The 23,717-nt window shown below is 70.8% G+C and carries 9 protein-coding genes and 1 tRNA gene (1 of these 10 cut by a window edge); 6 read left to right on the top strand and 4 right to left on the bottom strand.

What is annotated here, in order from left to right:
• Positions 1 to 151: 151 nt before the first annotated feature.
• Positions 152 to 1,045 (bottom strand): AsnC family transcriptional regulator, encoded by an 894-nt coding sequence (locus VM889_00330; protein HVL46983.1) that lies wholly within the window; start codon positions 1,043 to 1,045, stop codon positions 152 to 154.
• Positions 1,046 to 1,122: 77 nt separating this feature from the next.
• Here VM889_00330 and VM889_00325 point away from each other — a divergent pair, with 77 nt between their 5' ends.
• Positions 1,123 to 2,418 (top strand): FAD-dependent oxidoreductase, encoded by a 1,296-nt coding sequence (locus tag VM889_00325; GenBank protein HVL46982.1) that lies wholly within the window; start codon positions 1,123 to 1,125, stop codon positions 2,416 to 2,418.
• On the opposite strand, the gene VM889_00320 is transcribed toward VM889_00325, so the two are convergent.
• Positions 2,408 to 2,575 (bottom strand): hypothetical protein, encoded by a 168-nt coding sequence (locus VM889_00320; GenBank protein HVL46981.1) that lies wholly within the window; start codon positions 2,573 to 2,575, stop codon positions 2,408 to 2,410. The two genes, VM889_00325 and VM889_00320, sit on opposite strands and share 11 nt — an antisense overlap.
• Positions 2,576 to 3,007: 432 nt before the next feature.
• Positions 3,008 to 3,082 (bottom strand) — tRNA-Met (locus tag VM889_00315).
• Positions 3,083 to 3,445: 363 nt separating this feature from the next.
• On the opposite strand from VM889_00315, the gene VM889_00310 reads away from it, so the two are divergent.
• Both VM889_00310 and VM889_00305 read left to right on the top strand, forming a co-directional pair.
• Positions 3,446 to 5,119, top strand: a complete 1,674-nt coding sequence (locus tag VM889_00310) for a hypothetical protein (GenBank protein ID HVL46980.1) — start codon at positions 3,446 to 3,448, stop codon at positions 5,117 to 5,119.
• A gap of 67 nt (positions 5,120 to 5,186) precedes the next feature.
• The gene (locus tag VM889_00305) at positions 5,187 to 6,890 is read left to right on the top strand and encodes a hypothetical protein (protein HVL46979.1); all 1,704 of its coding nucleotides are present in this window, start codon (positions 5,187 to 5,189) and stop codon (positions 6,888 to 6,890) included.
• On the opposite strand, the gene VM889_00300 is transcribed toward VM889_00305, so the two are convergent.
• Positions 6,891 to 8,252 carry an amino acid permease gene (locus VM889_00300; protein HVL46978.1) on the bottom strand — a complete coding sequence of 454 codons (1,362 nt, stop codon included), beginning with the start codon at positions 8,250 to 8,252 and terminating at the stop codon, positions 6,891 to 6,893.
• A gap of 119 nt (positions 8,253 to 8,371) precedes the next feature.
• On the opposite strand from VM889_00300, the gene VM889_00295 reads away from it, so the two are divergent.
• From VM889_00295 to VM889_00285, 3 genes are all read left to right on the top strand, one after another.
• Positions 8,372 to 10,114 (top strand): hypothetical protein, encoded by a 1,743-nt coding sequence (locus tag VM889_00295; protein HVL46977.1) that lies wholly within the window; start codon positions 8,372 to 8,374, stop codon positions 10,112 to 10,114.
• Between the two features lie 144 nt (positions 10,115 to 10,258).
• On the top strand, positions 10,259 to 23,221 hold the full coding sequence (locus tag VM889_00290; GenBank protein HVL46976.1) for a hypothetical protein: 12,963 nt from the start codon (positions 10,259 to 10,261) through the stop codon (positions 23,219 to 23,221).
• Positions 23,218 to 23,717 carry the start of a LamG-like jellyroll fold domain-containing protein gene (locus VM889_00285; protein ID HVL46975.1) on the top strand. The gene runs 15,343 nt beyond the window's last position, so the window shows 500 of its 15,843 coding nt (coding positions 1-500); the start codon lies at positions 23,218 to 23,220; its stop codon lies off the right edge, out of view. Before VM889_00290 ends, VM889_00285 begins: the two co-directional genes overlap by 4 nt.

Genomic DNA, 23,717 nt, shown 5'->3' with positions numbered 1-23,717 from the left:
CCCGTTCTTCGGTCCGAGCCAGTTGCCGGTGCCGCGAGGACTGCGGGTGCGGGATACGACGCTGTCGTGTACCGCGCTTCGAATTTGAGCACCATCATAAGTCACCCGCCGTGGAATCTGCACGCCGCGGCGCATCCCGCGGGTGCGGCGATCACCGAGGCGTGGAGCGCGAATTCCAGACTGCCTCTTGCTCTTCGATCCAGCACGTGACGCGCTCGCAGGCGACGTGGACATGAAGCGGCGTCTGCCACCCCACATCAAGCACGCCGGGAAACGCACGGATGGCTTGCTCAACTTCGACGATCTCTCCGAGCGTCGGCGCGACCGTCGCGAACGAGACTCCTGGGGGGTCGAGGAACTCCGCGAGCGGGAAAACGCGCGCGGGATTTTGGAGCGCGCGCCCGGCCGCCGTCGCGCTCTCGGCTAAGACGAAGAAGTGCGCGATCACGAGCCCTCTCGCGTTGGCTTCGCTGAGCGCCGGCATCGTTCGGATGGCACCCGCATTCAGAAGCGCTTCTCGCCGCCTGGCGACGGTCCGTCTCGTGAGCCCGACGACCGCGGCGAGATCCGTGACGGATGCCCGCGGGTCGTGGACGAGCGCCCGCATGACGCGCCAATCGAGAGGCCCGAGCGTCGCGCGACGCGCGTCGAGCCGGGTCACCCGGATCGCCGCCGTGAGCAGCGGCTCTCCCAGCGCGTCGAGGAGTTCGGGGGGGACTGTCGGGTCGCCAGGTCGCGAGTAGCTGATGACGCTCATACGCCCGCCGCTGTTCTCGACCGCGGTCACGACACTGTCGGCCGCCAGCACGTCGGCCACGCGCATTCTGCCGGGTTCTGCGACGAAGAGGTGTCCGTGAGCGGTTCGGCCCACGACCTCGGGTGCGGGGATGCAGTGGAAGGCGGAGAGAAAACCCTCTTCCTGGAGTCGAGCCACGCGAGCCTTCGCGGCCGCCCCGGTCATGCCCGCCGCCCGGCCGACCCGCTCGAACGAGTCGAAAGGCCGGGCGAGCAGGTGCGTGAGGATGGCGAAGTCGCGCACGTCCACGGCCCACTTATCAAGGTGCTCAATCTTAAACTCCGGAGCCGGACAGGTTCCAATCCCGGGGGCGACCTGCCACGGGCGTGGCTTCGCAGGATGTGGTCGTCGTCGGCGGCGGCCTTTCAGGGCTGATGGCCGCCGCGCTCCTCGCCAAGGACGGCACACGAGTGCGGCTCGTCGAATCCAGCGCGTCTCTGGGGGGCATGGCGCGCACGCGCCGGGAGCATGGTTACGCCTTCAACCTGGGCGCCCATGCCATGTTCTCGGGAGGACACGTGGGGCGCGTCCTCAAACGCCTTGGTATTCAGCTGCGCGCCGGCGTGGTCGCGCCGGCGACCGGCCGAGTGGTCCACGACGACCGCATCTTTCCGCTTCCGACGGGTCCCCTGGCCCTCCTCGCGTCCGACCTCTTTGATCGCCGTGGCAAGCGCGAGCTCCTCGCGTTCCTTGCACGCCCGCCAAAGGCTTCCGACGCGACGCTCGTCGGACGGACCCTGGAGGACTTCCTTGACCAGCGCTTCTCCAGCGAGCGCGCGAAGGCCTTCCTCAAGATGTTCGCGCGCCTCACGACGCTCGCGCACGGCCCGTCGACGACCAGCGCGGCCGTCGCGATCGAGCAGATGGTCATGGTGACCCGCGCGAAGACGCTGTATCTGCACGGCGGCTGGCAGAGTCTCGTTGACGATCTGCGTCAAGCGGCGTCCCGGCATGGCGTCGTGCTCGAAACGAGTGAGCGCGCTGCTGCTTTGCGGAACAGGGATGGGTGCGTGTCTGGCGTCGAGCTCGAAGCCGGCCGCACGCTGGCCGCCGATGCCGTGATCCTCGCGGTCCCGCCCCGTTCCGCGCTCCAGATCGCTCCGGACGTGCCCGAACTGCGGGCGGCAGCCGACGCGAGCCTTCCCGTGCGCATGGCATGCCTTGATGTCGGCTTGTCCGACTTGCCCCGGCCGGATCTCACGTACGCCCTGGGCCTCGGCGAGCCGCTTTACTATTCGGTCCATTCCCGCTACGCCGAGCTGGCGCCACGCGGATCCGCCCTCGTCCACGTCATGCGCTACCTTGCCCCCGGAGAGGCGCCCGACGACGCCTCGCGCGCGATGGAGCAATTCCTCGACTTTCTGCAACCCGGCTGGCCCCAGCGGGTCGAGGCAAGGCAGGACCTTCCCGAGATCACGGTTTCGAGCTGGTGGCCCCGCCCAGACGTTTCCCGGCCCTCGAGCCTCGTCGAGAGCGTGTCCGGCCTCTATCTGGCAGGCGAGTGGGTCGGTCCCGATGGCCTCTTGGCTCACGCATCTGCGGCGAGCGCTACCGCGGCCGCCGGTCTCGCCGCGAGCCACGCAAACGGACACCCGCGCCGCTACGGCCGCGTCACCACGTGAGAGGAACGGTGCCTCCGTAGTGGTTGGCGAGTGCCGCGGCACCCGCGCCAGCCATGAAGAACGCTGCGTCCTCGTCGAGGGAAAAAGTGAAGCGGATCGGGCTCCCGAAGAGCTTGCGGAACGGGTCGACCGCGAAGCGGACGAGGTTTGGCCCCATTGCGAGAACGAGATCGCCGCGCGAATCCGGGTACGATTATCTGGGTTCTCGGAGCCTTTAGCTCCGTCACCGCTATAGAGGCCGAATAAGGCAACCCGCTCCTCATCGAGAATGATGCAAGCAGAGAGTTCGACAGAGTCGCTGTGGCCGTCGGCCTATTGGACGGGGACCCGACCTCCCTCAAGCGGGGTCATGCGGTACTCCGAGGAAAGGTACCTTCGCGTCTGGATAAAGCTGGCTGACGACTTTGCCGCCGATCCATTCCAGGAAACTTTGGACCTCGATAGGACCCCAAGACATGATATCTTTTCACATGCCGCCGGCATGGCGGAGCTCTCCCCGGGGCCTCGAGACAGATCCCAGACACGAGAACAGGGCTCGTAAGGCGCAGGCTATCAAAAAATGTATTGCTGGTTGTCTATGGAATTTGAGTAGCGGGGAGTAGATTTGAACTACTGATCTACGGGTTATGAGCCCGTCGGGATTTCCTGGCTACCCCACCCCGCTGGTGCGAATGGTGAACGCATTTCTCCCTGCGTTCGTGACGGGTGTTGAGCCCGTCGGGAGCGTGAGCGGAGCGAACGCCGCGGACGACCCGAAGGTCGTCCAGCGTTTCCTGGCTACCCCACCCCGCTGGTGCGATGCGGCGACGAGGGATTCGTCGTTCCTCAGGAAGGACGTCCCGGTTTCCCGGGCCCGCGAAGTCGCCTATCGCGCATTGCGGGATAAGGGTTGCGGTTCAAGGAGCGGCGGCGCGGGGACCGATCCCTGCCATGGCGCCGCACCCGCGTCGACGCGGGCTCGGCGGCGACGGCGCGGGCGAAGGCTCATGGTGCCTCCCTCCGCGTCCCACGCGGAGGTTCCCGCCCGATGCCGCGCACGCTCGCCGTCCTCGCGCTCCTGCTCCTCGTCGTCCCGGCCGCGCTCGCGAACCATGGTTCCCTCCGCTTCGAAGCGGAGGAGCCGTCGCCCGCGTCGCGCCAGCGCACGTGCGTGCCCGAAGCGCTCGCGTGGCCGGACGTCCTCCCGGGCTGCGAACCCGTGGTGGGGCTCGGCGTGATCCCGGACGCGGGCGTCCCGATCCTCGACGCGATGCTCTGGACGCCGGGCGTCTTCCCCGCGCACCCGGAGGCGCGCGTCGCGACGTCGTGGGGCTCGGGATCCCCCGATCGCGAGACGGGCGTCGCGCCCGCGCTCGTCGCGCCCGGCCTCGCGCACGCGGTCGCGTTCTACGGCTTCTGGGCGGACGAGAACGGGAACGGGATCGTCGACCAGGCGGTCGTCGTCGCGTCGGGGTCCCGTTTCGAGCGGTACGAACCGGGCAACGAGTTCGTGCCCGCGATCCGGCGCGCGCCCTACGAGGGCGCCCTCGTCGCCTTCCTCGAGCCGGGCGCCCACCCGCCGGTCACGGCGTCGTACGAGCGGCCGGCCGCGTCGGAGCCGGACGTCCGCTTCGCGTTCGTCGAGGGCGCGACCCGGCTCCACCGCGCGGACGCGCCGATCGTCCTCCTCGACGGGTCGCTCCTCGAAACGTACACGATGGAGACGGTCGCGGAAGCGGTCCTCGTTCCGGATTGGGCCGAAGGCCGGCACTACCGTCCCGAGCCTTGGAGCCGCGTGGACGTCGACGTGTACGCGGCCCTCGCGCCTGGCCCCGTCGCGGCGCTCTACGCGGCGACGGCCGCCCCGCTCGTGCGGGACGTCGGGTCGCCCGGCCTCGGCGCGTGCCCGGAAGGCTGCAGCGCGCCGCCCGCGCCGGCCCCGGGCGCGGGCGCGGTCGTGCGGCTCGCGTACGCGGCGTACGAGGACGAAGTCTCGGCCGCCTGGCTCGACGATCCGCGCCGCGCGAGCACGAACGCGGGCCGCCTCGCGACGTACCAGGAGCGCTACGCGGGGTGGATCGACGTGATGCCGATGCTCGTGGCGCTGAACGGCGGCGAGCGGTCGCTTGCGCGCACGGCGCCGCTTCCCGCCGCGCCCGGGGCCGCAAGCGGTCTTGCGGTGCCGCCGGGCGGCCTCGTCGCGGCCGAGGTCCGCACGGGGCTGTGGTTCGACGCGACGGGCGACGGCTTCGTGGGCGCCGTCGGCGAGGATCCTTACGACGGCGGCAACCGGCCCATCGCGCACCGCTACCGCGATTCGGCCGGCGAGTTCGTCCCCGTCGCGACGCGGTCGGAGGCGGGGTTCATCACGATGCGGATCACGCTCACGCCCGACGCGACGTGGGGCGACCCGGGCATCCTTCTCGTGACCCCGGGCGGCGCGCCGGCTCCCGGCTCGGGCTGCGAGGTCCTCGCCGACCCGTGCATCTCCGGGTATGCGTTCGTCGAGGGTTCGGAGAGCGTGGTCCTCGAGGCATGGCCCGTGCACGACCAGCGCCCCGGCCACCTTCTCACGACGCTGTACGTGCTCTTCCCGGCCGGCACCGCGGCGGGTGGGTTCACGGTCTGCACGGACCTGCGCGCGCTGAGCTTCCGGGAAGGGGGGCTCGACGTCGTCGAGACACTGCGGGACTGCGATCACGTCGAGCGCCTCGCGCCCTGAAGGGCCGCGACGCCCGGCCGAAAGGGTCAAGGCACGCCCGGGCCCCTTCGCATCGGGAGGCTCTTTGGTGTTCCGCCGCTTCGCCCCCGTCCTGATCGCGATCGCCGTCCTCGCGGCGCCCATCGCCGCCGGGAACCACGGCACGATGCGCTACGAGACCGAGGAATCGCCGCGCGTTTCCCACCAACGGACGTGCGTCGAGGAAGCCTACCTGTGGCCGGACATCCCGTCCTGCGAAGTCTACGGCACGAACCAGGCGTCCCCGCCCTCGGGCGTCCTCATCCTGGATGCCATGCTCTGGTCCCCCGGCGTGTCCACCGCGCATCCCCAGGTGCGCGCGGGAAGCTCCGGCGTCGCGCATTCGCTCTCGCGCGAAACGGGGTTCGTGCCCGAGGCCATCTGGCCCGGCCCGGTGAACGCGCGCGCCTTCTACGGATTCTGGGCCGACGAGAACGCGAATGGCGTCATCGACCAGAAGGTGCGGACCCGCCCCGCCGGCGCGGCCGGCGTGGCGTTCGACGGCTACGACCCCGGGAACGAGTACGTGCCCGTCGGGGGTCACGCGCCGCTCAAGAACCGCCTCTACGCGTTCATCGAGCCCGGGTCGCACCCGCATTTCACGGAATCGTCCACCCGGCCGCCGGCGAACGAGCCGGACTTCCGTTACACGGGCGGCGTCGACGCGGAGACGCGCCTCCACCAGGCGAACATCTTCATCGTCTTCCTCGACGGGTCGCTGCTCCTCACGTACACGATGGAAACCGTGAGCGAAGTCTCGCTCGTGCCCGACCTCGTGAACGCGCGCCCCTACAGCGTCGAGCCGTGGAGCCGCGTCGACGTCGACACGTACGCCGCCCTTGCGCCCGGACCCGTGGCCGCCCTCTACCGCGCGACCGCGGGCTCCGCCGTGAACGAGGCGAGCACGCCCGGCCTCGGCATGTGCCCCGAAACGTGCACGGTGCCGCCCGCGCCGCTTTCCGCGGCCGCTCCCGTCGTCGCCGCGGCCTACGCGCCCTACGAGGCCGAGATCGACCCCTCCTACGCGGCCGACCCGCGCACGGCGAGCACGAACGCGGGACGCCTCGAAGAATACCGGTCGCGCTACGCGGGCTGGATCGACCTTCTCCCCAACCTCGGAGCGCCGACCGGCGGCGAAAGCGCGCTGAAGAAGGCGCATCCGCTCCCCGCCCTCGGTCGCGACGCCAATGGGAACCGCGCGATCGCGGTCCCCCCCAACGGGTTCTTCGCGGTCGAGGTGTGGACGGGCGTCTTCCGCGACCTCAACGGGGACGGTTTCGTCGGGGCGGTCGGCGACGATCCGTACGAAGGCGGCAACCGGCCCGTCGGGCACCGCTATCTCGACGCGAAGGGTGAGTTCGTGCCCTGGGACACCAAGCGCGCGGGCACCAACATGGACAGCTTCCGCATCGTTCTCACGCCGGACACCACGTGGGGAACGCCCGGCGTCATGCGATGGTCGTCGATCCCGACGCCGGTCGCGGACGACGCGTGCACCCTCCTCGCCAACCCTTGCGTCAAGGGATATTCGTTCATCACGGGCTCGGAGCCCATCGTCCTCGATGCGCCCTCCTTCTACGCGACCCAGATCGGCCACCGCCTGACGAATCCCTATCTGTGGTTCCCGCGCGGAACGGCCGAAGGCGGATTCACGGTGTGCACCGAGCCGAGGTCGATCGAGTTCAAGGAAGCGGACGTCGACGTGACGGAGACGCTGCAGGACTGCGATCGCGTCGAGCGGCTTTCGCCCTGATCACCGCGGCCGCTCGGCCTCGACGAGCGCCCGCCACTCCCGCGCCGGGACGACGGTCTGCCACTTGCGCCGCGCAAGCGCGTACACGGGGTACCCGAGGGCGAGGAGGAGGAGCCCGAGCCCGCTTTCGACGGGGATCTGCGTGAGCGTGTTCACGACGAAGAACGCGCTGAGGCCCACGAACGCGAGCGGCACCCACGGGTAGAGCGGGACCTTGTAGGGGCGCGGGAGCTCGGGGCGCTTGAGCCGGAGCACGATGACGCTTGCGCCCGCGAGGCCGTAGAAGATCCAGCCCGCGAAGACGAGCGCGTTGAGGAGCGTGTCGAAGTCGAGGGCGATCGCGAAGACGGCCGCGTAGGCGGCCTGGACGACGATCGCGAAGCCCGGCGTGCCCCAGCGCGTGACGGTTCCGAATCGCGCGGGGAAGACGCCGTCGCGGCCCATCGCGTAGCTCACGCGCGGGCCCGTGACGGTGATCGCGTTCGCGGTGCCCACGATGCTGAGGAGCACGGCGAGCGCCATGAGCGTGCGGCCCGTGTCGCCGAAGACGAGGCCCGCGGTGTCGGCCGCCGCGAACTCGCTCCCCGCGATGCCGCCAATGCCGAGGACCTTGAGGTACGCGAGGTTCGCGAGGATGTAGAGCGTCGCGACGACGAGGACGCTCACGATGAGGCTCTTCGGGAGCGTGCGTTGCGGATCGCGGATCTCCTCCGCGACCTGGGTCGAGACGCTCCAGCCGTCGTAGGCGAAGAGCGCGGGCACCATCGCGACGCCGAAGGCCGCGACCAGATCGAGCCCGGCGGGCGCCCGGAGCGCGGGCCCGGGCGCGGCGGGCGGCGCGCCCGCGTAGAAAAGGCCGATGAGGATGAGGCCCCCGATGCCCGCGATCTTCGCGCCCGCAAGGACGTTGCTCAAGCGGCCCGCGTGGCGCACGCCGAGGACGTTCACGAGGGCGAGCGCCGCGATGAGGCCGACGGCGAAGACCTTCTCGCCCCACCCTTCGATCGGGAGGAACGCGGTCGCGTAGGTGGCCGCGCCGACCGCGACGGCGGCGAGGCTTGCGCCCTTGCCGAAGTTGACGACGCTCCACCCGTTGAAGAATCCGACGAGCGGTCCGTACGCCTCGCGCAGGTAGGCGTAGTCGCCCCCCGACTGAGGGAAGATCGACCCGAGCTCCGCGTAGGTGAGGGCGGCGAAGAGGATGAGGAGCCCCGTGAAGGCCCAAACGAGCACCATGAGGAACGGGTCGGCGAGGAGGGTCGCGATGCGCTCGGGCCCGAGGAAGATGCCGGACCCGATCATCGTGCCGACGACGACGGTCGTCGCCTCGAAGAGGCCGAGGTCGCGCCGCAGCTTCGCCACGCGCCGGCGAGGAGGGGAACGGGTCTTATAGGTGGCGAAGGCGGCGAGGGGTCGCGGGCGGCGGGCGCCGGGTGGGCAACAACCTTTAAGAGCGGACGGGCGAACGGAAAGCCGCTGGAGTGGTCACGTTGACAAAGGTCCGCGAGCGGAGCCGAGGCGCCCCCAGGGCCGGCGCCCTCGCCCTCCTCGCGCTCCTCCTCGTCCCGGCCCTCTTCGCGCCCGTGCCGGTTGCGCTCGCGCATGGGGGCGGCGAGCCCCACGACCACCCCGAGGACGAGCCGAACGCGACCGAGAAGCGCAAGCAGTTCGAGGAGGCGAAGCGCCGCGCCCTCCGCGCGTACGTGAACCAGAGCCCGTGGCTTTCCCTCCACGCGGAGTCGTGGTGGTGGGGGAAGGTCGCCGCCGTCCCCGTCCCGGCCCCCGCGTCCGTCATCCTCGACCGCGAGGTCCGCCTCGCGCACCCGTGGGCCGTGTGGCTCGCGACGCGTCCCGGTACGCGGGCGGTCGACGTGTACGCGCACAACGTCGAGGCCGGCACGGGCCTTTTCGTCACGAACGTCTCGAGCGCGAAGCGCGACCTCGACTTCGACGGCAAAACGGCCGTGTGGGTGGACCACCGCGACCGTCGCCGCGGCGACATCTGGGCGCTCGATTTCGACACGAACGGCCTCGTCCGCGTCTCGAACGGGTCCCTCGACGAGCTCACGCCCGCGGTCGCGGGCGGCGTCGTCGCGTGGCAGGACAACAACAACAAGCTCACGTGGGACATCCACGCGCGCCGGCTCGACGGGTCGCCCGCAATCGTCGCCGCGAGCGGTCCCTCGCGCCAGACGGACCCGGTCGTCGCGGGCGGCGTCGTCGTGTGGCGCGCGAGCCAGTACGGCGTGTGGGAGCTTGCGTGGTTCGACGTCGCGACGGGTCGAACCGGCATCATCACGCGGGGCCCCACGGCGCCGAGCGTGCCCGTCTCGGACGGGAAGTCGATCCACTACCTCGAGCAGCGCGACGGCGCGTGGCGTCTCCTCCGCTTCGACCCCGCCTCGAAGACGGTGCGCGACATGCAGATCGCGTTCAAGTCGAGCCACCCGCCGGCGATCGCGGGCGACCTCGCCGTGTGGAAGGAGGACGACGGCAAGGACAACCTCATCTTCGCCGCGAACCTCTCGAACGGCCAGCGCGTCCAGCTCACGGGAACGCTCAAGATCCACGCGGGGCCGTACACCGACGGCGAGCGCGTCTACGCCGTGCTCGCGAACGGCACGGGCCTCGATCTCGTGACCTTCCGGCCGAGTCCGCACGCGCTCGTGCGCGCGCCCCGGCTGCTCATCGTCGACCCGCCGGTCACGGCGAACGTCATCCTCACGCGGAACGACGTCGTGGTGCGCGGATCCTTCTCCCCGGGCGAATGGGGTCCCCCCGTGAGCCTCGCATGGACGACGGACGGCATCCGATACACGGAGATTCCGCCCGCCTCCGAGTTCACGGTCACCCTGAAGCCCGGCGACTTCCGTCCCGGCCCTCACGTCCTCCAGGTGCGGGCGATCTACGCCGTCGGCGCCCCGCTCTACGCGCGCCTCTCCTTCGGCATGGCGCCGCCCGTCCAGGGCCTCGACCTCGAGCGCGTGTCCTTCGCGTACGCCCGCGCGACGCTCGCCTTCTTCATCGACAATCCGGGCTTCATCGCCCTCGTCGCGGTCGTCCTCCTCATCGTGGCGCTGCTCTTCGCCCGCGCATGGGTCCGCGGGCGTCTCCCCCTGGAGCGTCTGCGCGCCCTCGCGCGCCGCCGGTGGAAGGTCAAGGTCGAATTGGTGCGGCCCGAGGTCGAACTCGAACCGGTCGCACCGGACCGGGGCCGCCCCTGACCCGTGGCGAGGCCTCGTTTTAACCGGCGGACGGCAACCCTTATCGTCGCCATGTCCGATATCCCGGCTCGGTAGGGAGACTCGTTCGGGGAGACCGGCCCGCGTCGGGCCTTCCCGGGCGCATCCATCGGGGAGGTTCAGCCCTTGGTCGGGCCATTCAACCAGCGTCAGCGTCAGCTCGCGGCCTTCATGGCGATCGCCCTCCTGTTCGGGGCGAACCTTGCGATGTCCCACGGCGGATTCGACCGCGTGCGCGAAGGGACGCCGTCGTCGCCCGTCTCGCACGGCATGCTGTCCGCCGTCGAGCCTCCGACCCTCCACCGGTCGAACACGTTCCTGCGGCTCGGCACCGTCGGCCTGAACCTCACGCCGTGTCTCCACGCCTCCTCCCCGAACCCGCTCACGGGCTTCACGTGCGAGCACGACCTCTACGCGGCCTACTTCTCCGCGCACTCGAACGGCGACCACTTCGGGAGCCTCGGCCACCTCTACCGCTCGTATTTCGAGCGCCAGTACGACGAGCAGCCCGAATACTACGAGGCGCTCGGCCTCCGCTCGGCCGAGGAGCTCATGTTCCAGGTGCTGGAGGACCGCGGCGTGACGCGCGAGAACATCGACGCCGTGTGCTCCGCGAAGAAGCAGGTGCTCGAGAACGCGCGCGACCTCCCCGTCGTGTCGTATACGACGCCCGAAGGCGAGCGCAAGAGCGTCGACCTCAAGTCCCTCCCGCTTTCGAAGCAGATCCTCGCGTCGAGCCAATGCCGCTACCAGCCGTTCTTCGAGGACGAGCCGGGCTGGGGCGAAGCCGACTACCACGAGCAGGACCCGCACCGCCGCGGCGTGAACGCGACCGGGGCCGCGATCGGCGACACCTCGACCGCGGTCGACTTCACGGGCTCGGTCGAGGGCCACGGCCACCTCGGCCCCCACGGCCTCGACTTCAACACGGAGCTGAACTGGATCTACACCGCGCTCTCGCACCAGGGCAAGGTCGCGATCGTCAATCTCAACGTCGTCGATTGGGGCAAGGTCGCCTCGTACGAGGAGCGCACGGGCTATCGCGTGCTCCTGCTCGACGACAACGCGGTCTTCTCGCGCGAAGCCGTCCTCTACTATGCGTCGAGCCTCCTGCTCGGCGCGCGCGAGGTCGAGGACCGCTTCGCGCGTTCCCTCGACACCATCCACCGCTATTGCTTCGACCGCGCGGCGGGCGCCCGCTGGAGCGACCGCCTCGACACGTCGTTCCTCTGGGACAAGGACCTGAACGACGCCCTCGCCTACATCACCGCGCGCACGGACCCGCCCGTCGTCTCGAACCCCCCGCCGCCCGGCGCGACCGGGTGGGCGTGCTTCCTCGCGTTCACCGGCATCGACGCGCGCCTCTGGCACGACGCGGAGTTCGCGAACGAGTTCTGCGCCTACGACACGCGCCGCCTCGCGCGCTACGACGCCATCCACTCGCCCGGCCTCTACTCGCGATCCAATCCCTCGCGCCTCGGCGACGGCGACGGATGGCGCTGCGACTGGTTCATCCGGTACCTCGAGGTGACCTCGGACATCGAGGTGAAGATCCGGCGACGCATCGACACGAACAACCTCGTCCCCTATCCCGTGCTCCGGGACGAGCACCGCAAGCACGTCGCCGAGGCCGACGCGGAGCTCGACGCCTGGGAGCGCTACATCGAGATCGTGGGGAACGTCTCGGTCGGTCCGCACGACGTCGTGTACAACCCCGTGACGGGCCTCGTGTACGTCACGCATTACTGGCAGCTCAACGATCCCGACGTCCGGATGCTCGCGGATTGGACCATCCATTTCATCGACGGCAACCCCGCGAGCGCCAAGTTCAACAATCCTTACCTCACGAAGGGCGGACCCGGGCCCGAGTCGTGCGCGGCGACGAAGCGTGACGCCGCGTGCCCCGGCGGGCGCGGCGAGGTGCTCCTTGCGAGCAAGGCCTATCCCATGGACGTCGGCGGCCCCGTCGACGGCATGCATCCCATCAGCGTGGACGTGGACGTGCGCGACGGGAGCGTATTCGTCGTCAACCGCGAATCGAACACGCTCTCGCTCCTCCTCCACAACGGGAAGCGGGGCTTCTCGACCGACAAGGCCTCGGTGCAGCTCAAGGGTCCCACGGTGCAGGCCGTGACGCTCGATGCGTCGAGCCTCCACGCGGTCCCGCGCGACCTCACGCTCTACCACGACCCGGACTCGACGCGCCTGCCGGAAGGCAACGAGATCGGCGGCTGGTTCGAGTTCAACGCGCCCGCGGCGACGCGCGCGGGCGACGACCGCCTCGGCTTCGTCTCGCCTCTCGTGGAATCCATGACGCGCCGCATCCTCGAGGACACGACGTGGGCCGACCTCGTCCAGGACTTCCGCGACCTCTTCCTCGTCGAGCCCGCGAGCTTCCCGGCCGCGGCGGACGCGTTCCGCGACCGGTGGTTCGACCGGTTGACAAGCCGCGACGACCTCGCCTTCCTCGAGAAGTCGCTCGCGACGATCGAGCGCGTGACGCCCCCCGAGCGGCCACCGGCGGTCGTCGAGGTCTTCGCCTCGCTCGAGGCGCGCTGGCCCGGCCGCACGGAGGCGTTCGTGGCCGACCTCGTCGACCTCGCGGAGGAGGACCACTCCTTCACGAACGCGTCGGCGAAATTCCTTGAGAAGTGGCTCGGCGCGGCGCGCGACGGCTCCCTCGTGGGCCTCGAGGACGGCACGGTCGACACGCCCACGCTCGAAGCCTCGGTCCGCTCCATGATCCCGATCGCCGGGGCGGGAAGCGCCGTCGGGACCGCGACGTGGCTCGATTACTGCGTCCGCTACAGCGCCGACGACTGGCTCTTCCACCTCGCCGAGGGCGAGGATCCGTGGGAGGCCCGCGGCAAGGAGAAGGAGGCCGGCGGCAAGCACCCCTGGCACTGCGACGACGTCGAGCCGATCCATTATCCGCGCGCCACGCCCATCCAGGTCGACTACGCGGGCGTGAGCAACGAGCACCACGTGTTCATCATCCGCGAGCCCGTGGGTCCGCTCCTCCTCGACTATTGGTACGAGGTCCGTCCGCGCCTGCTGCAGCCCTTCGACATCTGGATCAACCCCGGCGACGGCAACATCTACATCTCGAACCTCGGCAACCACGACAACGCGCCGCTCGTGCCCGGCTGGCTGAGCATCATCCAGCGGAGCGGCGGAAGCGTCCCCTGCCACAAGGAGATGTCCAAGAAAAACGACCTGCCGATCATCGGCAAGCCCGCCGACAAGGTGCCGCGCACGACGTGCGTCGTGCCCCCGATGGTGACGACCGGCTTCCAGGCCAATCTGCTCCTGTCGATGGACTTCATGCCCCACCATCTGAACGTGAATCCCTACACCTTCGAGGTGTACGGGGGACACCTTCTCAGCGACTTCGTCATGGCGGCGCAGCTCGAGGAGAACCGCATCGACTGGGCCATTCCCGAGGCGCACGTCATCGGCCGCGACCTCGTCCCGAACGCCGCCGCGGTGCCGAATCCCAACCCGACGGGGTTCGCCGTGAACCCCGCCTCGCAGCGGCTCTTCACGACGCATTTCATGGAGCACCACCCCGTCCTCAACCCCCTCACGGGACGCCTCGAGGACATCGCGCGATACACGAGCGTCATCGACCTGCGCAATTACACGCTCGTCCCCGACCTCGTGCTCGCGGGCGACCACCACGCGGTGGCCGACCAGATCAAGCCGCCGGGCCGCGGGCTCTACGAGCAGCCGTTCTACAACCGGTCCCAGACCTGGAACGTGAACGGCCGAGCGATCACCGGGGTCCCGGTGATGACGGGAGATTCCGGCGAATCCGTGAACATCTTCTGGCGCTGCACGTACTACCGCGCGGTCTACGACATCACGAAGATCGACAAACCCGAGGAGGCGGTCGTCGCGGGCGACTTCGACTCCGGCCGCTGCTACAACATCTTCGACCTCGAGCCGAGCGTGGACGACGTCCCGGAGGCCGTCTCGCCCTGGGGCGAGAAGGCCTACCGCGACAACGACGAGAGCGGGCTCTCCGCCCCCTCGCGGGAGGAGGTCTATTGGGAGATCGGGTTCGAGCACCTGAACTTCGGCATGATCCACCTCTTCATCGACCCCGACAACGTTCCCGCGGGCCTCCGCGTGACGGCGCCGCACGCGCGCGTCGAGTCGCGCGACGTCTCGGCCGGCCTGCAGGCGACCGAGGAGCTCGCCTCCGCCTGGGTCGAGGTCGACACGCCCGCCCGCGCGCGCATTCCGCAGGGCGCCCTCCGCATCGGTCCCGCCTCCGGCGCCGCCCTCGCGGCGGACCCGAACCCGGGCGACGAGTGGTTCCTCGCCTTCGAAGCCGCCTGGCAGGTGGAGCGCGCGCCCCAGACGGCGCCACTCGACCCCGACCGCATGACCGTGAGCATCGGCCCCCCGTTCGAGACCCTCGCGCGCGCCGCGACGTGGTCGTCCTCGAACGCGATCGGCGACGCCTGGTTCGAGAGCCGCGTCCCGCTTTCCGCTTTCACGAAGGGCGGCGACAAGGCCACCGTGGCCTTCGATTTCGATTCGGTGGACGCGATCGACAACCGCCACGGCGGTTGGTCGATCGTCCAGGTCCGCGTCGAGAACAAAACGCCCGTCGGCGACCCCATCGTGTACGCGGCCGTGCCCGCGTCGCTTCCGGGCTTCGCGTCCTCGGGAATGCTCGCGACCGTCGACGTCATCGATCCCGCCGCGGGCGCGGCCCCCGTTCCCGCCCTCGCCTTCCGCAACGCCACGAAGGGAACCTACGAGGCGGCGGGCCCCGCCCGCGGCGCCTTCAGCTTCGAGGTCGACGTCCCGTTCGAGGATCCCGTCCTCGTGATCCGGCACCGCCAGGACGTCGAGCCCGCGGGGCGCGGTCGCGTGGCGCACGCGCCCGTCGACCGCCTGTCGGTCGAGGCGTCGCTCGACGGCGGCGTCACGTGGCGCACCGTCTGGATGCGCGACAGCCGCGATCCCTCGCAACCCGTGCCAAGCGCCGTCCTCGCGAACGTGAGCGGGCTCGTCGACGTCGCGACGGGCCGCGCCGCGGCGAGCTTCGGCGGGACCGCAAACCCGCGCGACGTCGTCTTCCGCTTCGCGTTCGACGCGATCGATCCGGTCGCGAACGGCTACCCCGGCTGGCGCATCGAATACCCGAGGCTCCTCAAGGTCGCGCGCGCGAACGGCACCCTCCTTGCGACAAGCGAGGTCGCGCTCGGCACGCCGGCGGGCCTCCCGACCGTCCCGGGCGTCAACCCCGCGTGGTGGCGCGACGGCGCCGGGTTCCGCTTCTCGAACGACGTGGGCACGTACGCGTATCCCGACGCCGCGGGCGGCATCGCCGGTCTCGCCTGCCGTCTCGACCACCGCGGATTCGGAACGTGGAGCGGCCGCTTCCTGAGACCGCCCGGCGGCCACGGCCTCTCGTTCGTGGGCCGGGACCTCGCGGGCCACGTCACGGAGCACCGCCAGACGGACGGCCGCGGACCCGCGATCGTCGAGGACACGTTCATGGATCCCGGCTTCACGGAGAGCTACTGGGAGCGGCGCGAGATCGACCCCATGGGCCTCGCGTATCCCGCGTACGTGTTCGATCCGATGGCGGACGGCATGGGCGACGTGATCCCGAAGGACACGCCGGTCAATTTCACGATCGGGCGCGTGGACGCCATCCTCGACCCGGCCCCGGGCGAGGTCCACGTCGGCTCGCGCGCCGTGCTCATCGAGGTCCCGCCCGGCAGCGCCAATTGGTTCACCTTCAACAAGCAGGACCTCGTGACCGAGGCGGCCGCGCTCGTGACGGACGGCATCCAGCGGCGGCGCGCGCTCGTCGTCACGCCCGCCGACTCCGACCTCGAGCGCCTGCCCGAGGACCTCCGCCGCGTGCTCCGCGAGGAGGGGCAGTGGCTGAACGTGAGTCACGTGTCGCGCCTGCGCGAGCCCACGCCCGTGCTGACGACGCTCGACCAGATCACGCAGAACGCGCAGGGCGGGCCGATGGACGAGGACGGCGTCTCCATCGAGGAGGAGCTCATCATCCGCGAGTTCCTCCGCGCCTCGACGATGGCTCTCCAGCGCGGCCAGTTCGGCTTCCGCGAGCCGCCCGTCGACCGCTACCTCGTCGAAGGCACCCCGGCCCTCCGGCAGATCGCGGGCGAGCGCCTCATCCACCGCTTCCGGTTCGAGCGCGACCACGCGGCGCCGACCTCCGTCGACCTCGCCTTCGACTTCGCGGTCCGCAACCGCGTCGAAAGCTACCAGGTCCTCATGGATCCGCAGCTCCCGCGCGTCGACCTCGAGCTCCTGCGCTACATCCTCAACAACGTCACGCTCGACAAGCTCGACCTCGCCGAGAGCGAGATCCGCAAGCTCGTGGGCGACGAGAACCTGACGGGCGCCTTCGCCTCGGACGTGCGCTGGCTCCGCGAGCACACGCTCGCCGACCTCGGCTACACGCTCGAGGATCTCCTCGACACGACCCTCGAGGCGGCAAGCAAGCTGCTCTCGGTGCGCGTGCCCATGAGCGAGATCCTGAACGACCTCGACCGGCTCCAGATGTCGCTTCCGACCTTCGGGCAGGGTCACCGCGTGCGCGTGTGGCTCGTGAACGAGACCGGCGGCCGCGCGCTCGTCGCGACGCGCGACGCGATCGACGGGCCCGTGCTGCCCTTCGAGCCGGAGCCGCCCGCGGGCGACGTGCGCGTCACGCTCGCCGCGTCCAAGGCGCCCGGCTTCTTCGACGTCAAGGTGGGCCTCGACGTCGCGCGGTTCGAGAAGCTGCGCGTCACGCTCGACGCCGCCGAGGCCGAGCGGCTCCTGCCCGAGACGGGCGACTACGCGATCGAGATCGAGGCCGTTCTCAAGGCGGGCGACGCGCCCGTTCCCGGCCTCGTGTACGAGATGGACTACGGCCCGTTCTGGTTCAACGTCGGCCGCGCGGCCGGCGCGAACGAGGCCCCGGACGCGACGTTCGTCTGGGTCGGGCCCGTCGAACCGGGAAGGCCCGTCGTCTTCGCGCCCAACCGCGCCACACCGGCCCTCGCGAACCTCGAGGACCCCGACGGGCGCGTCGTGTCCTACCGGTGGACGCTGCCCGTTCCCGACGCCTCCCTCGTTTCCCTCGGCGCGCCGCTTGCGCCCGACGCGAACGACGACCCCGCGGACGACTTCTTCACGAACGCCCTCGCGACCGGCTTCGGTCGCAACCTCCGGAGGCTCACGGTCGAGGAGACGGCCGACGGCATCGTCGTCGCGTACGAGGCCGACGGCTGCTTCACGCCCTCCGTCACGGCGACGTTCCCCTCGGCGGGCGCGCACGTCGTGAAGCTCGAGGTGACGGACGACGGCGGGCGCGTCGCGACGCGGCAGGAGACCGTCGTGGTCGGCGCCTCGCGGCGCGCGCCGGAACTCCTCGTCGACCCGTGGGTCGAGGACGGCGCGGGCCCGCAGCGCGTCGCCTGGCAGGCGGACACGGGCGCGCTCGTGCTTTCGGCCCGCGGGCGCACGCTGGATCTCGACCTCTCGGATCCGACGCCGGAGATGCTCGCCATCCTCGAGAACGCGGCGAAGACCTCCCGCGAAGTGATCGAAGCGGTGAAGACGGATCCCCTTTCGATCCCGGACATCCTGCTCGATTCGCTCGTGGTCCGCCCCGCGACCGTCCGGGTCGTGACGACGGAATCCCAGGACGCGAGCGCGGGGGTCCGGATGCAGATCCGCCTCGGCGCGATGCCGGAGTCTTTGGACGTCCTGCGCGATTCGCTCGCCTCGGCGAAGGCCGTCGGGACCGGCGCGGACCGCTTCGCGCGGACGAGCGCCACGAACCGCACGATCGTCGTGCGCAACCTCGCCGACCTCACGGAGGACGCCTTCGCCGAGGTGACGAAGCTCCTCCACGCGGGCCTCCTCGAGGCCTACGTGTTCACCTACGCGCTACACCCCGAGAAGGCGGACGGCTCCGCGGACCTCTCGAAGACCCTCGCTCGCATGACGTTCATGGACACGGGCGCGGGCGTCGTGTTCCTCGTCGGCTACGAGGTCGTGGACGACGTCGAGACCATCGTCGACTTCGAGGGATCCGAGGAGGAGCGCGAGCTCCGCGAAGCGCTCGCTCGCCTCGACGCGATCGTTCCCTTCGGTCGCTATCTCGTCGCCGCGAAGCACCTCGAGCGCGAAGGCGAGGACCTCGCCCGGGCGCTGCCGCTCGTGACGGCGCTCGAGAAGGACGTGGCCTCGATCATCGGCGAGCCCACGCTCTTCCGCGGGCTCGAGACGGCCTTCGGCGCGAGCAAGGCGCAGGTCGTGGCGAGGGGCCAGCGGATCGCGGCCGTGGATCTCACGCTGAACGCCATCACGGCCGAAGCGCGCCTCCACGTCGAGGAGGTTTCCGACGCGGCGCTCGCCCTCGCGGACGCCCGTCGCGCGGAGATCGCGCGGTGGGCCGGAAACGCGATGACGAACGTGACGCTCGACAGCGTGGCCGAGCGCGAAGCCGCCTATCGCCTCCACGTGCAGAGCCAAAGGGACGCGGCCCTCGCGGAGGTCGCGGCCGCCGACGAGAACGGCAAACTCGCGGTCGCCGAGCTCCTTGCGGCGAACGACGCGCTCCTCGCCTGGGCCGAGGATTGGGTGGACGCGATCGAGCGACGCGACGTCCGGGAGCTCGACGAGCGCGTCATGAGCGCGCGGCGAAACGCGACCCTCGCGATGCGCGAGCTCCTGAACGCCACGGCCGCGGCGTACGAGCGCGTCGATCCGAAGCGGTTCATCGCGGTCTTCGACGGAAGCGTCTCGGGTCTGAGGCTCGGCGCGCCCTCGCAATCGCAAGTCGTTCTCGGCTACGACGCCTCCACGCGCGCGGCGTTCGTGCGCGTGGGCGACAGGATCCTCGACGAGGGAACCGTCAATCTCCCGCCCGCCCAACGCGTCCACGCGTCCATGACGTTCACGTCGATCGGCGCGCATTCGGCCGAGATCGACGCGATCTGGGGCGGCCGGGGCGGCACGCTCATCGACGGCTTCAACGGCGTCATGAAGCCCATGTGGTCCGTCGTGACCACCGACCATCCGGGAACGCGGGCGTCGGCCGCGGCGGAGCCGCGCGACGCGACGCGCCCCTCCGCGTCCGTCCACACGACGTGGGTGACGCGCAGCCCTGAGGGTCTCGCAAGCGACGCCCTCGAGGCCTTCGTGAACCGCCGCCGCGCCGCCGAGGACGCGCGCGCGAGCCTTCCCGACGCTTCCGCCGCCCGCCGGCCGGACGCGTTCCACCGCGCGACCGACACGGCGCGCACGCTCGACCAGGTCCCGGAGGCCGTCGCGCTCCGCGCGGACCATCCCGAGGTCCACCTCGCCACCGTCGACCTCGCGCCCGGCGCCGTGCAGGAGATCAGCGTGTCGGCCGGCGGCGCGAAGGGCGCCCCCACGGTCGGTCCTCCGCTCGGGGCCCCGCCCGCGCCGTTCGTGTTCGACGCGCGCCTCCACCGCGCGCCCGGCCTCGCCGAGAAGCTCCAGGTGAGCTTCCAGCCGTCGGGCCTCGCGAACCCGGCCGTCGCGTACTACGAGGTCTTCGCGTCGCCGCGCCCCGACGGCAAGGCGGTGAAGCTCGGTCACGTGACGCCCGGCTACCGCGCGCTCGAAGGGCCCATCGGCGAAGCGGACTGGCGCCCCGGCGTGGACTTCGTCACGTTCGAGACCTCGACGCTCGATCCCGCCTTCGATCGCGAGTGGCGCTACATCACCGTGCGCGGGGTGAACAAGGACGGCCTCGCGGGCGAGTCCTCGCTCCCGTACCGCGTCCGCCCCGCCCTTCTCGAGGAGCGCTTCGCCCTCCATCGCGAGGGCCGTCTTGCGCCCTCGACCGGCGTCGAACCCGTCTACGAATCGGGCGAGATCCGCCTCGATCCATGGGGCCTCGTCGACGCGCGCCTCGACACGTGCCTCGGCGACATGGTGGAGATCACGCGCGAGACGAGCTTCCCGCACGACGCGCACCAGGCCCGCTGGTCGCGCGCGCTCCGCATCCAGGAGCGCGGCCTCGACACGCTGTTCTCGATCCTGAACCAGCTCAACCGCGACCTGGACGCGGTTCCCATGAACCTTGCAAGCATCGACCAGCCGCTCGCCTCGGTCGACCTCGACCTCTGTCCCTCCGTCGAGAAGCTCGCGCAACAGCTGAACGGCCTTGCGACGGAGACGATCCTTCAAGCCCTCGCGATCGGCGAGACCGACCCCTCGCTCCCGCCGCTTCGCGTGAATCCTCCGGTCGGTTCCGGCAACGCCGAGGTGAACCTGGCCTTCCACGACGCACTCGCCGGCCTTCTCGCGGATCGGAGGATCGACCTGTCCATCGAGGACATCCTCCACGGCACGCCCGCGACCGTCACGTGGCGCACGGCCGAGGTCACGGGGCCCTACCACGCGCGTGTGCGGTTCCTCGTGCCCGGCCTCCAGCCCGGGCTCTTCAACGCGCTCATCCCGGGCGACCGGTTCCATCTCGTGCAGCTCGGCCGCGCGACCGGCGGAGCGTTCGAGGAGACGCTGCGCGTCGACCTCGATCCGCACATCCTCGCGCCCCTCGACCCGGAAGGCGCCGTGAGCTGGGTGTCGGCGCTGCCCGACCCCGTGGGCGCGGTCGTCGGCAACAAGCTGCCCCTCTCCTACGGCATCGCGGCCGGGGACACCGCGACGAACCGCGAGATCGTCGGCGGCGCCCACCCGGATCGCTGGCACACGATCGATGTCTACGCCCCCGCGAAGGACGCGGACGTGTACGCGGTCGCGCTCGACGGCCAGTTCGTCGGCCAGTTCCGCACGACGAGTGGAGCGGTCCCGAACGCGCTCCGCATCGGCGGCACGCACATCCCGATCGAGGTCCTCGTCGACGACATCCGCTTCGGGGACGCGATCAAGCCTCCCGCGCCCGTTCTCGAGGCCGTCAAGGTTCCCGAGAACCACGACTTCGCGACGGTCCGCTGGTACATGCCGGAGGACGGCGGCGCGCCCCTCGTCGACTTCAACCTCCTGCGCCGCGACCTCGACGCGAACGCCTCCGCGGAGATCGTCGCGACGACGGCCGCGGGCCACCTGCGCGCGCTCTCCGACCCGACGAGCCACGGGCTCCCGGTCGGCACGCGGCTCGCCTACGCGGTGCAGGGCGTGAACGCCCTCGGGCCGGGGCTCGACCAGGTGGGTCCCCCGTCCGACGCGCGGGCCGTCGTCATGCCCGCGATGATCCCCGTCGCGGCCGACGCCTCGATCGCGCACCGTCACGGCTCGCCGAGCGAGGACCGGCGCGTCTTCGAGGGCGCGCCCACGCTTCAGGTGGGCGGCGCGGGCGGCACCGTCTGGCGATCCGTGCTCAAGGTCAATGCCTCCTCGATCGCGGACGCCCGCGGACGCGCGATCGCGCCGTCCGAGATGGGCGCGGCGACGTTCCTCGTCTATGCCACGCAGAACGGCGAGGCCGTGAGCTCCGCCATCTCACGCCCGCCCACGCTCGAAGAGCTCCTCATGACGCTCGGGTACAGCGAGAACCTCGCCGAGAGCGCCTTCGACACGATCGAGATCGAGACCGCGGAGGAGGCGAGCTACTGGGCCGACAAGCTCGTCCCCGGCGGAGGATCGTACGTCCGCGAGGTCTTCGGCAACGAGGCTTACGACGCGTTCCTCCACGCGTTCATCGGCACGTTCGTCGTGCCCGCGATCCCGTGCCCCGACGACCTCATCCAGGGCGCAACCGGCCTCGGCGCGGCCTGCACGCCGGCCGACCCCGAGCCGCTGCACTTCGACCTCGGCTGCAAGGACGTGTCCCGCGACCTCGAGCTCCAGGAGACCGCGTTCAACTGCGCCGAGAACGCGATCGGCGCCTACGTTTCGGGGTCGACCGGCTTCGATACGCGCCACCTCTCCTGGGCGAACCAGCCGCGCACGGAATACTGGCGCGGCGACGACGGCATCGACCGGCAGGGCACTCGCAGCGAGACGTGGCGGCGCTACGATCTCCTTCCCGCCCTGCGGCGCGACGGCGACGGCGACCTCGCGGTGACGCTCCGCAAGCAGGCGGAGCACGTCCCGAGCGGCGCCGCGGTGTACGCCGCCCGCGAAGCCCGCACGTGGCTCGACGACGCGCTCGGCGTCGAGGGCCGCGGCCCCGGCGCGCGCATGCTCCCCTGGGCCGACGGTCGCGGACCCGACGCGTTCCCGTGGGCCGCTCCCGCTTCGTCCGGCGTGCGGTCCGTGAAGCTCGGCGGCATCGGCGACATCGCCTCGCTCGGGTTTGCCCCCGACGGCGTCGCCACCGTGCCGTTCGATGCGCCCATCAAGATGGACGTCTTCATCCCCGAAGGCGAGGCCCCGCGCCAGATCGGCCTCAAGATCTCGGGCAGCGTCGTGACGCGCGCCGAAGGCACCGCCGGGCGTTCGTGCGGCGTGTATGGCCGCTACGACGGCCCCGCCCTCGTGACGTGGGGCGACGAGCTCGTCGTGCTCGATCCCGCGACGGGCGCGCTCACGCTCGACCACGACGGCGAGCTGGACCACGGCGCGAACCTGCTGCATCCGCGCGAGAACTTCACGGGGCTCCACGCGGGCGGCGTGCCGCTGCAGCGCGGACGCTGGGTCACGCTCACCTTCGACACGGGTCAGCTCGCGCTCGAGGTCGCCGCGCAGCGCTTCCAGCGCGACCGGTCGATCGTCGAACGCGTCCTCGACGCCCTCGAGACGTTCCGGGGCCCCGACACGAGCCTGTGGCTTCCGCGCCACCTCGGCGACGCGCGGGCGATCTACGAGCGCCTTCGCCCCGTCACGTTCACGGAGCGCGTCGACAGCGTCGGCGGCTTCCGCCACAAGGACATCGTGGACAAGGAGCCCTACGACTACCACATCCCGTCGTGGGTCTTTCTCTTCCAGAACTACGACAAGTTCATCCTGCCGTGGCACTGCGGGCTCGCGATCACGTCGATCGAGGTGTTCGCGGTCGGCGGCACCGTGTACGTCGATCGTCTCGGCCCCGACATCGCCCCGAGGCTCCGCGTGGACGCGGTCCTCGATCGGCCCGACCCCATCTTCGGAGGTGGCTCATCGTGAAGACTCCCCGCGTCCCGCTCGTCGTCCTCGCCGTGCTTCTCGTCTCCCCCGGCTCCGCGTTCGTGACGGGGGCGGCGGCGCCTCCGCCCGCGAAACCGTACGCGGAGTTCGTCGTGACGCCCGACGTCGGGACGACGGCGACGACCTTCGTCGCGGACGCCGCAAGCGCCTACGCGCCGCCCGGGTCGACCTGGGCCTGGGACTGGGGCGACGGCGCGACCGCGACCGGCGTCGCGGCCGTCCACCGCTACCGCGCGACGGGTGAGCACGTGATCACGCTCACGATCACGGGACCCACCGGCGAGAGCGCGAAGGCCTACGCGCGCGTGCGCGTCGAGGCCCTCGAGCCCGAGGCGTGGGCGGGCGAAGAGGCCCGCCGCCTCGCCGCAAGCGACGTGCAGCCAAACGACGCGCGCGAGCTCATCCAGGCCGCGCCCGCGGGCACGACGCTCGCCGCGAAGGCGGCCGTGCTCGTGTCCGGCCTCGACCCCACGGT

The sequence above is a fragment of the Candidatus Thermoplasmatota archaeon genome, from assembly GCA_035540375.1.
Taxonomy (GTDB): Archaea; Thermoplasmatota; SW-10-69-26; order JACQPN01; family JAJPHT01; genus DATLGO01.
The sequence above is the reverse complement of the archived record's forward strand: the minus strand, read 5'-3'. Positions and strand labels throughout refer to the sequence as shown.

What these genes read in the sequence shown, in the direction of transcription:
- VM889_00320 (HVL46981.1), bottom strand. Translation starts at nt 2,575, where the DNA reads ATGGGGCCAAACCTCGTCCGCTTCGCGGTCGACCCGTTCCGCAAGCTC.
- VM889_00310 (HVL46980.1), top strand. Translation starts at nt 3,446, where the DNA reads ATGCCGCGCACGCTCGCCGTCCTCGCGCTCCTGCTCCTCGTCGTCCCG.